Annotated in this window: 11 protein-coding genes, 1 tRNA gene and 1 pseudogene; 10 read left to right on the top strand and 3 right to left on the bottom strand. The window is 41.8% G+C overall.

Features of this window, described 5'->3' with window-relative positions; all coding sequences use genetic code 11:
- The 9 genes and pseudogenes from SD31_RS13130 to SD31_RS13090 form a co-directional block, all read left to right on the top strand.
- Positions 1 to 545: TlpA family protein disulfide reductase (locus tag SD31_RS13130; protein WP_197053720.1), on the top strand; the 545-nt coding region annotated here is incomplete at its 5' end.
- A gap of 8 nt (positions 546 to 553) precedes the next feature.
- A complete protein-coding gene (pyrF, locus tag SD31_RS13125; protein ID WP_039054463.1) occupies positions 554 to 1,387 on the top strand; it encodes an orotidine-5'-phosphate decarboxylase in 834 nt (277 codons plus the stop codon).
- Between the two features lie 349 nt (positions 1,388 to 1,736).
- Entirely contained in the window at positions 1,737 to 2,039 is a 303-nt protein-coding gene (locus SD31_RS13120; RefSeq protein ID WP_039054462.1) for a hypothetical protein, read from the top strand.
- A gap of 197 nt (positions 2,040 to 2,236) precedes the next feature.
- Positions 2,237 to 4,343: pseudogene (locus SD31_RS13115) on the top strand (nitrite reductase).
- A 10-nt stretch (positions 4,344 to 4,353) separates the two neighbouring features.
- Positions 4,354 to 5,127 carry a uroporphyrinogen-III C-methyltransferase gene (gene cobA / locus SD31_RS13110; protein ID WP_039054461.1) on the top strand — a complete coding sequence of 258 codons (774 nt, stop codon included), beginning with the start codon at positions 4,354 to 4,356 and terminating at the stop codon, positions 5,125 to 5,127.
- A complete protein-coding gene (locus tag SD31_RS13105; protein WP_039054460.1) occupies positions 5,124 to 5,693 on the top strand; it encodes a bifunctional precorrin-2 dehydrogenase/sirohydrochlorin ferrochelatase in 570 nt (189 codons plus the stop codon). Before cobA ends, SD31_RS13105 begins: the two co-directional genes overlap by 4 nt.
- 3 nt (positions 5,694 to 5,696) lie before the next feature.
- Positions 5,697 to 6,395: a phosphoadenylyl-sulfate reductase gene (locus SD31_RS13100; protein WP_039054459.1), complete on the top strand. Its 699-nt coding sequence runs from the start codon at positions 5,697 to 5,699 to the stop codon at positions 6,393 to 6,395.
- A 45-nt stretch (positions 6,396 to 6,440) separates the two neighbouring features.
- Positions 6,441 to 7,331, top strand: coding sequence for a sulfate adenylyltransferase subunit CysD (cysD, locus tag SD31_RS13095; protein ID WP_039054458.1), 891 nt, complete (start codon positions 6,441 to 6,443; stop codon positions 7,329 to 7,331).
- An 82-nt stretch (positions 7,332 to 7,413) separates the two neighbouring features.
- A complete protein-coding gene (locus SD31_RS13090) occupies positions 7,414 to 8,604 on the top strand; it encodes a sulfate adenylyltransferase subunit 1 (protein ID WP_316929885.1) in 1,191 nt (396 codons plus the stop codon).
- Positions 8,605 to 8,631: 27 nt separating this feature from the next.
- Here SD31_RS13090 and SD31_RS13085 read toward each other — a convergent pair whose 3' ends face one another.
- The gene (locus tag SD31_RS13085) at positions 8,632 to 9,459 is read right to left on the bottom strand and encodes an alpha/beta fold hydrolase (RefSeq protein ID WP_039054457.1); all 828 of its coding nucleotides are present in this window, start codon (positions 9,457 to 9,459) and stop codon (positions 8,632 to 8,634) included.
- 165 nt (positions 9,460 to 9,624) lie between these two features.
- Here SD31_RS13085 and SD31_RS13080 point away from each other — a divergent pair.
- Positions 9,625 to 9,698 (top strand) — tRNA-Arg (locus tag SD31_RS13080).
- Between the two features lie 29 nt (positions 9,699 to 9,727).
- Here SD31_RS13080 and SD31_RS20385 read toward each other — a convergent pair.
- Both SD31_RS20385 and SD31_RS20380 read right to left on the bottom strand, forming a co-directional pair.
- Positions 9,728 to 10,213 carry a PQQ-dependent sugar dehydrogenase gene (locus tag SD31_RS20385; protein ID WP_262506643.1) on the bottom strand — a complete coding sequence of 162 codons (486 nt, stop codon included), beginning with the start codon at positions 10,211 to 10,213 and terminating at the stop codon, positions 9,728 to 9,730.
- 34 nt (positions 10,214 to 10,247) lie between these two features.
- The coding region (locus SD31_RS20380; RefSeq protein WP_262506642.1) for a PQQ-dependent sugar dehydrogenase at positions 10,248 to 10,588 on the bottom strand (341 nt) is incomplete at its 5' end.

Raw genomic sequence — 10,588 nt, 5'->3', positions numbered from 1 at the left:
TCGTGGTTCTGATTCCGATACTAGAATTTCGTACAGCGCCAGCTGATGAAGCTAGGTTTGTTCAGACCCAAGTTAGAGACTTCAGCGCAGCAAGAAGCCCAAAAMGAAAGCAACAGACTATATCAGTCACAGGAGGTCCTGCAGTATCTTTTGTGGATGACAAAGGAAATCCTGTCCATGTGAGAGACCTTAAGGGTAAGGTAGTTTTTATAAACTTCTGGGCAACATGGTGTCCGCCTTGTAAGGCGGAGATGCCTTCCATCCAAAAGTTGTACGACAAATTTAAGGACAGTGGTAAGATAGAGTTTCTTCTTGTGGAGATTGATAACAACATCCGCGGGGCTAATGACTTCTTGAAAGGAGAAAACCTTGACCTCCCAATAGTATATCCCTATAGCGACATTCCGAAAGATTGGCTGTCCGACGCCATCCCTACAACAGTAATTTTGGATAAGGAAGGAAAGCTTATTGCTAGAGAGCAGGGAATGCGCGATTACAGTGCCTCTTCGGTGGTGGATTTTATGCAAAACCTTATTAATCAATAACATTTTTTATGACTAGAGAGCAGTTAATAGAACAAATCAAGATAAAACGCTCATTCCTGTGTGTTGGACTGGATACAGATATTACAAAGATTCCAGAACACTTGTTAGGAGAGGAAGATCCTATCTTTGCCTTCAATAAGGCTATAATTGAAGCTACCGAAGACTTATGCGTGGCTTATAAGCCCAATATTGCTTTTTATGAAAGTTATGGCGTAAAAGGATGGCATTCCTTACAGAAGACATGGCAGATTCTGCCGGAAAACTGTTTTTCCATTGCTGATGCCAAGCGTGGGGATATAGGTAATACCTCGAAGATGTATGCTCAGGCTTTCTTTGATCAGGCTATATCCGGAATGTCTTTTGACTCCATCACCATAGCTCCTTATATGGGAAAGGATTCGGTATTGCCTTTCTTGGAGTTTGACGGTAAATGGGCTATCGTATTGGCATTAACCTCCAATGAAGGTTCAAAAGATTTCCAGAATTTTAAAGATAGCTCAGGAAAGCAGCTGTTCGAGGAAGTTATAGATAAGGTAAACACCTGGGGTAGCCCTGAAAATCTGATGTATGTGGTTGGCGCTACGCGCGGAGAAGCCTTTGTCGATATACGCAAACATGCTCCAGATCATTTCCTTTTAGTGCCGGGAGTAGGAGCGCAGGGAGGCTCATTAGAAGAAGTGTGTAAGTACGGATTGAATAAAGATTGTGGTTTGTTGGTCAACAGTACTCGTGGTATCATTTATGCCTCTTCAGGAAAAGATTTCGCCGAAAAAGCTAGAGAAGAAGCCATCAAGCTTCAGCAGGCTATGGAACACGAGCTTATCAAGGCGGGCATAATTTAGTGCAATAACCCAACAATAAAGATAATATTAAAGTGACTTCGGTCACTTTTTTTGTTACAAAAGAAATAAAATTATAGACAGATTTGCATAAAATAGATGTTTACTAATAGTTAAGTTTTGTGTAATGCTTTTAGTGCTGTAGCGAAGTGTTTTTATGTTTGAGTGAGGGTAATGAAATGTTATAGTAAAAATGTATGGTAAACTGAAAATCTTTTACGAAAAATAATAAATTATAATTATTTATTATTTTAAAAGAGTGTGGCTGTAGTTTTGCTTAAACGTTTTGGTAATACAACAGAATTTGTTTAATTGTATTACAACAAGACCAACTATAAAAACTTTTAATGTTATGGAAGACTACAGAAATCACGTAATTGAAGCTCTACAAATGCTAGCTACCGTTAGAAATATTATTTTTACCCAGATTGTTAATATTGCCTCGGTCGGAGAACTAAAAGAAATTTTAAGCGTTTTCGAGGAAGGAGATTCGTATGTGTTCGACATGGATCAATTTGAAAATTCTTCCGACGCTAATATTATAAAATTAATGGAGTTGTGTAAGAAAATAGAAAACACGTTCGAAAGCATACAAAACATCAATGCTGTGAAAGATGAGGAGATTTCATTGTCGGCATGTGATAATGAGAAATAATTAAACATTTTCTAATTTCTAATACATAAAGTATTCCTGTAATATTCGTTACAGGTTTTTTTTCTGTTTAATATTAAAATATAGTAAATTGGTAGATTATATAGGATTTATGGATTTTATTTAATACTTTTGTTTCCGTTGAGTTTTAGTTAAACTCTTTTTAGCCAAAAACATAGAAAAGCTACTTACTTTTTATCATGTTAAGTTTCAGAACAGAATTAGAAAATCCCGTTGTAGAGCAAGAGATCATAGAGCTTGAAAGAAAGATTCGAGCATATCAGCAGGGGCGTTTATCGGAGGAGAAGTTTCGCTCACTGAGGCTGGGCTCGGGGAGTGTACGGACAGCGTCAGCCCGGCGTGCAGATGGTACGTATCAAGTTGCCTTTCGGGAAAGTGACCTTCAAACAACTTCTTAAAATTGCGGATATATCGGATGAGTATGCTTCCCGTAATCTGCATCTTACGACTCGTCAGGATATTCAGATTCATTATGTGAGTCTGGATAAGACTCCTGAGCTTTGGGCTAAACTGGCGGAGGATGATATGACCTTACGCGAAGCTTGCGGCAATACCGTGCGCAATGTTACAGCCTCACCGACGGCAGGAATAGATCCGTCAGAACCATTTGACGTGTCGCCCTATGCTCAAAAGACTTTTGAATACTTCTTGCGTAATCCGATCTGTGCAGAGATGGGACGTAAGTTTAAAATAGCTTTTTCTTGTTCGGAAAGAGATACCGCTTTCTCTTATATCCACGATTTTGGCTTTATTCCTAAAGTAAGAGTGGTGGATGGCAAAGAAGTGCGTGGGTTTAAGGTTATGATGGGAGGCGGACTGGGTGCCCAGCCAATGCTGGCTTATGAGGTGTACGATTTTTTGGAAGAACAATGGGTTATTCCCTATATAGAGGCTACGTTGCGGGTGTTCGACCGTTATGGAGAACGTAATAATCGTAATAAGGCAAGGTTTAAATATTTGGTTCAGAAGCTAGGCTTACAGGAGGTGCTTCGCCTTATTGAGGAAGAAAAAACAGCACTTAAGGCAAAAGAAGTATTTGTAGATCATAATATTATAGCTCTTCCTAGTTTACCTAATACTGAAGTTGAATGTGTTGAACCTATTGATAAAGAAAGATATAATGTGTGGCGCTTTACGAATGTCTTTGAGCAAAAGCAGAAAGGATATTTTGGTGTATATGTCAAAGTGCTTACAGGAGACATCCCTACCGAGAAAGCGAGAAGACTGGTTGAAGGAATACAAAACCATGTAGCTGACGACATTCGCATTACGCAAAATCAGAACCTATTGTTCAAGTTTGTCCGTGAGGAGTCTCTGCCGCATCTTTTCAATTTACTTACGGAATTGGGATTTGCTCAGCCCGGCTATGATAGCACTGCCGACATCACCACCTGTCCTGGAACGGATACGTGTAACCTAGGGATTTCCAATTCGACAGAGATGGCACGAGTGCTGGAGCAGTATATTCATGAGTTTCATGAAGAGTTTGTTTACGAACAAGACCTGAAAATCAAGATTTCGGGCTGTATGAATTCCTGTGGGCAACATGGTCTTGCACATATAGGCTTTCATGGTAGTTCGGTGAAGGTGGAAGGCAAGGTTGTACCTGCCGCTCAAGTGATGTTAGGGGGTGGCACAATAGGAGATGGTAAAGGCCGTGTAGCCGAACGCGTTATCAAAGTTCCCACCAAGAGAGTCTTGCAGGTAGTGGATCTGTTGTTGAATGACTTCAAGCAGAATAAGCTGTCTTCCGAGAACTTTCATACATATTATGATAGGCAAGGTAAGGATTATTTTTACCGCTTGTTAAAGCCTCTGTCGGACCTTTCGTCCCTTACTGCCGATGAGTTTGTGGACTGGGGGCATCAGGACACTTTTGAGACAGCTATTGGAGTGGGGGAATGTGCAGGCGTGGTTATAGATTTGGTGGCAACACTGCTTTTCGAGGCTGAAGAAAAACTAGAGTGGGCCAATAAGGCTTTGGAACAAGACCAATTTGCAGATGCTATATATCATGCTTACAGCTCTTTTGTGTGGACAGCGAAGGCACTTCTGCTCGACAAAGGGGTAAATGCAAGCACGCAGGCTGCAGTACTTAGTGAGTTTGATAATCGCTATGTTAATGAGGGAATATTCTCCTTCCCTACATCTTTTACCGAGCGTGTGTTGCAAATCAATAAGTATGAGCCTTCCAAAGAATTTGCCGAAGTGTATATCAAACAGGCAGCAGCCTTTTATTATGAGGCAGCAGAACGAAGAGAAGAGTTGCGGGTAGTTAGTAATTAGAAAGATTATAATGAACAATCATATAAGACCATTTGTAACATTAGTAGGAGCAGGTCCCGGTGATGCGGAGCTGATAACATTAAAAGGTATTAAAGCCATTGCAAGTGCGGATGTCATCCTTTATGACGCTTTGGTAAACGAAGAATTGTTGGCCTATGCGAAAAAATCATGTACTAAAATTTATGTAGGCAAACGAGCGGAAAGACCTTCCACATCACAAGACTATATCAATAAACTGATGGTGGATTACGCTCTGACACATGGGCACGTGGTACGTCTGAAAGGTGGAGACCCCTTCGTTTTTGGACGGGGTGGTGAAGAGCTGGATTACGTTCGAAAGTTTAATATTCCTACAGCGGTCGTGCCAGGCATATCTTCATCTATTGGCCTTACAGGATTACAGCAAATTCCCCTTACCTATCGTGGCATCAGTGAGAGCTTTTGGGTAATAACGGGATCTACAGCTGACGGAAAGTTGTCGGAAGACCTTTATCAAGCGGTAAAAACAAATGCTACAGTAGTAGTTTTGATGGGATATTCTAAATTGCAGAAAATAATAGAGTTATATGAAATTAATGGTAGAGGTGATTTGCCTATTGCCTTAATCCAGAACGGTTCGTTGCCGAATGAGAAGGTGGTGGTAGGCACGATGAATACCATTCTTGAGCAGGTTCAACAGCATATGTTCGGAGTGCCGGCTATCATCGTAATAGGCGAAGTAGTGGCCAAACACAAGGAGTTTAAAATATTGAAATCAGAAATACAAAAGCTGGAGGCTCAATGAATACGTTGTTCCCCATCTTCGTCAAGTTAGAACAACTTCAAGTATTGCTTGTAGGTGCCGGTCCTGTGGGGTTGGAAAAGTTACAGGCGCTATTCCGTAATGCGCCTAAGGCTAATGTGCTTATCGTTGCTGAACATATCATCCCGGAGGTTACAGCCTATATTGCGGATAAGGATACCGTACATTTTGAGAGACGTCCCTTCAGAGAAACTGATTTGGAAGGTAAGGACTTAGTAATCGTCGCTAGCAACAATAGCTCATTGAATGAAGAGATAAGAACTATGACAAAATCACACAACATATTACTTAATGTGGCTGACAAGCCCGAATTATGTGACTTTTATTTAGGTTCTATAGTGCAGAAGGGCAATTTGAAGATAGGGATTTCTACCAACGGTAAATCGCCCACTATGGCAAAGCGATTGAAGGAATTTTTAAATGATCTGCTCCCCGAAGAAATCGACGAGACTCTGGAGCTGATGAATGAATTAAGACTTCAGTTAAAAGGTGATATTAAAATGAAAATAAAAAAGTTAAATGAACATACAAGATCGTTGATAAGCTAAGCTATGGTAGAACTTTTGAAAGAACGGCTTAAAGGGTTGGCTGCCGAGCGGATAATTCAGGTGATTACTGAAGAGTGGGGGCAAAAGGCTGTTTTGTCTACTTCTTTCGGTATAGAAGATCAGGTACTTACCCATATGGTGGCACAGGCTGGTGCTAAAATAGATGTTTTCACCTTGGAGACAGGGCGTCTGTTTCCGGAAACCTACTATGTATGGAATCGAACATTGGAGTACTATAAGATAAAGATTAAAACATACTATCCCCAGGCAGCTTTAGTGGAAGAGATGGTGACCCAAAAGGGGCCGTCCAGCTTTTATGAGAGTGTAGAGAATAGAAAAGAATGTTGTTATATCCGCAAGATAGAGCCGCTAAGACGCGCCATCAAAGGATATTATATCTGGATAACGGGTATTCGTGCCGAGCAATCTCCCAACCGTGAGAGTATGGATTTTGTGGAATGGGATGCCGGAAATCAAATTATCAAGATACATCCTCTGTTTGCTTGGAGTCTGCAAGAGGTCGAAGATTACATAAAAAAGCACCATATCCCGTACAATCCTTTGCACGATAAAGGGTATCCGAGTATAGGATGTCAGCCATGTACAAGAGCGATAAGAGAGGGGGAAGATTTTCGTGCAGGTCGTTGGTGGTGGGAAGATAAGAGCAAGAAAGAATGTGGGCTGCACATAACACAGTCGTAGTAATTTGGAGTAAAATATTTCAATTAAATAAGGGTAAAGTAGATAATGGACTATTTAGATCATTTGGAGGCGGAAGCGATTTACATACTCCGAGAAGTAGCAGGGCAATTTGAAAATCCGGCTTTGTTGTTTTCCGGAGGTAAGGACAGCATTACATTGGTACATCTCGCCAAAAAAGCCTTCAGACCGGGGAAATTTCCTTTCCCTTTGGTGCATATTGATACAGGTCATAATTTTCCTGAAACCATAGCGTTCAGAGATTGGTTGGTGGAACACCTGGGGGAAAAGCTCATCGTGGGTTATGTGCAGGACAGTATTGATCAAGGGAAAGTGATAGAGCCTAAAGGTAAAAATGCCAGTCGTAATGCGCTGCAGACGGTGACATTGCTGGATACCATAGAAAAATACGGTTTTGATGCTTGTATTGGTGGAGCACGCCGTGATGAGGAGAAGGCTCGTGCTAAAGAAAGAATTTTTTCGGTGCGTGATGAGTTCGGACAGTGGGATCCGAAGCGACAACGGCCAGAGCTCTGGAATATTTTCAATGGTAAGATTAATAAGGGAGAAAACGTTCGCGTGTTCCCTATATCCAATTGGACAGAGCTGGACGTCTGGAACTATATTAAACGGGAAAATATTGCGCTTCCTTCTATCTACTTCAGTCACGAAAGAGAGGTGGTATGGCGCAACGGCCAATGGTTGGCAACAGCTCCATGTCTTCATATCGACGAAGAGGATGTTGTGGAACGTAGATACGTGCGTTTCAGGACAGTAGGTGATATGACTTGTACTGCTGCTATAAGTTCTGAGGCCTCGGAATTAGATGATATTATTGCCGAAATCAAGGCCTCTACGATGAGTGAAAGAGGGGCACGTATGGACGACAAGGTGTCGGAAGCGGCTATGGAAGAACGTAAAAAACAGGGGTATTTTTAATCTAGGGCACTAAAGAATTACGATAGAAGATGAACATATTGAAGTTTATTACAGCAGGATCGGTGGATGATGGTAAAAGTACCTGATAGGCCGACTGCTATACGATACGAATTCCATATATGATGATCAGCTGGAGGCCATACAACGGGCTAACCGCAAGAATGACGACGGCACGGTAGACCTAGCAATACTGACTGACGGCCTTAAGGCCGAACGTGAGCAGGGCATCACCATAGATGTGGCATACAAATATTTTCAGACGGATAACAGGAAATTCATAATTGCTGATGCTCCAGGACATATTCAGTATACACGCAATATGATTACGGGTGCATCGAATTCAGATTTGATCATTATCCTCATCGATGCTCGCAAAGGGGTGGTAGAACAAACGAAACGTCACTCTTTCATTGCTAAACTCCTTTCGCTGAAACAGGTTTTGGTGTGTGTGAATAAGATGGACATGGTAGATTATTCGGAGGAAGTGTTCGAAAATATCAAAATAGATTATTTGCAGCTGGCCAAAAATCTAAAATTAGCTCATGTCGATTTTATCCCTGTTTCAGCATTGAAAGGAGATAATATAGTGACTGCTTCCAAACGCATATCATGGTATTCCGGACCTACCTTATTGGAATACTTAGAGAATATAGAATTTGAGGAGAAAAAAAGTGACACGTGGCGCTTTCCAGTACAGTATGTGATACGTCCACAGTCTCCCGAATTTCCGGACTATAGAGGATATGCTGGCCGTGTGATAGGTGAGGGTTTGAAGGTAGGGGCTCCTGTCCTTGTGCTACCCAGCGGCATACAGTCCACCATCCGTAGAATAGAATTCGATCAGAAAGATCTTGAAATTGCAGAGGATGGTCAGTCGTTAGTACTCCACTTGGAAGACGACATCGATATATCAAGAGGAGATTTTATCGTTAGCGCCGATAGGCCTCCCTTTGCCGAACGTACTTTTGCGGCCAATATTTCTTGGTTTGAAAATAAACCTTTGGATACTAATCAGGTTTATCTCTTGCAGAACCAAACCAAGGTCACCAAGATTAAAATCCCAGAAGTGCATTACAGATTTGATATCAACACACAAGAAAAAGTTTATGGCGAAGATATCCGTCTAAACGATATAGGAAGGGTGACAGTAAAAGCTGCCGAAGAGGTGGTATTTGATCTGCATAAGGATTTCCCGGCCAATGCTCGAGGGATAATCATCGATCCGCGCAACAATCTTACGGTAGGGGCTTTGACAGTAGAAGAGTTAATATAAAGGTAAAGGGGAATGTTTCCCCTTTAATTATTTTAATCCTAAAATAAAGTCATTCATTTCTCTGTTGAAGCTTAGTGGAGCTTCTAGGTTCGGTAGATGGCCTGTATTAGGTATTTCCACATATTTGGAGTCTTTAATTTTTGTGTGCATTTCCAGCATAAGCTCCTTAGGTGTAATCTTGTCTTCAGCACCACGGATAAGCAATACTGGGACATCTATTTTCGGTAAGATATCGGTAGAGTCCATGCGTGAGGCGAGGGCTAGCTGCGTAGCGCAGATGCTATTTATTGAGTTGCGACGGATGCTGCTCTTAATCAGTTCAACCACATAAGCTCCTTCCTGTATAGTTTTCTTGGTGAAAATGTTGTCAATGAAAGCGATAGCAAAAGGCCTTCTTCCATAGCGTAAAACCGCCTGTATGCTGTCAAAGCGTTTTTGCTTACCGGCATTGTCGTCCGGACGGTGATGGGTGTCCGAAAGGATTAATCCGGCTATTTTGTGAGGGAAGAGAGCGTAAGCGCGTAAAGCTATATAGCCTCCCATGCTTACACCGCAGAGGATGGCTTTCTCCAGCTCCAGCTTATCCATAAATGCTTCCAGATCTTTGGCAAAGACGTCGATACTGAAAAAGCCATGTCCACTGGTGCTGAGCCCATGCCCACGGATGTCTATAGCGATACCAGTGACATTGTCTTCCAAGGATTCCAGCTGGAATTTCCATGAATTTTTGTTGAACGGAAAACCATGAAGGAAGATAACCGTCTTTTCTTCTGTTTCGGTTGCTTTTTTGATGTAATAAGAGATGTTGATATCCTCGACTTTTGTTTTGAAGGATTTAATAACTCTTTCTGCCATGGGCCTAAATTGGATAAAAAAATAATTCTTTAAATATCAATAAAATAGCTGTTTTGATGAGTCTAAGGTATAAAAAAAGTAACAAAAAGTTTGAATTAAAGAAAAAAACTCCCCATATTTGCATCACCGAAACGGAAGAGCGGTAGCTTAGAAGTGAAGGTTGAAGCACTCCTAGCTCAATTGGATAGAGCATCTGACTACGGATCAGAAGGTTAGGGGTTCGACTCCCTTGGAGTGCACAAAAAAGGCATCTAAAAGATGCCTTTTTTTATTTCTTACTGATTTGGTAAAGCTTTCCACTATCAGTGATGGCAAACAGTTCTCCGTTTAAGCCTTCAACCACATCTCTAAATCTTTCACCTTCTTTTGCCAAGAGTCTTTCTTCTCCTACGACTTTATTGTCTTTAATGACAAGACGTGCGATATGGGTGCTGCTAAGTCCACCGATGAAAATGTTGTTTTTCCACTCTTCGATACCTTTTCCGGAATAGAAGGTAGTACCAGACGGCGATAATACAGGATCCCAGTAATATACGGGCTGTTCCATACCTTCTTTCACTTGGATAGGAGGATTGCCTATTTTCGCTCCTGAATATTCTATACCGTAGGTGATTACGGGCCATCCGTAATTTTTGCCTGCTTCGATTCGGTTGAGTTCATCTCCTCCGCGAGGGCCAAATTCTGTTTCCCATAGGTCTCCGGTCTCTGGATGTATGGTGAGTCCTTGCGGATTGCGGTGACCGTACGAATATATTTCCGGAAGTGCGTCAGTCCTATTGGCAAAAGGATTACCTTGGGCAGGCTTTCCGTTCTTTGGTTATACGCAAAATTTTTCCCAAAGACGACTTCAAGTCCTGCGCAAGAGGGCGTGTTTCCAAGTCCGAACGTTCGCCCGTACTGACGAAAAGATTTCCGTCTTTGTCGAAGATAACACGGCCGCCATAGTGTAGTCTACCGGCATAGGTAGGGGTACTGCGGTAGATGACTTGCACATCTGTCATCGTCTTTTCATCTTCGGACAGCTTACCTTTTGCTACAGCCGTGTGATTACCTCCTTCTACAGGTTCTGAGACTGCCAAGTATACCATTCTATTGGAAGCGAAGTCGGGGTCTAAGGTTAAACCAAGGA

This window comes from Sphingobacterium sp. T2 (assembly GCF_000814685.1).
In the GTDB taxonomy this organism is placed as follows: domain Bacteria; phylum Bacteroidota; class Bacteroidia; order Sphingobacteriales; family Sphingobacteriaceae; genus Sphingobacterium; species Sphingobacterium thermophilum.
This window is presented reverse-complemented; position numbering and strand designations above follow the sequence as displayed.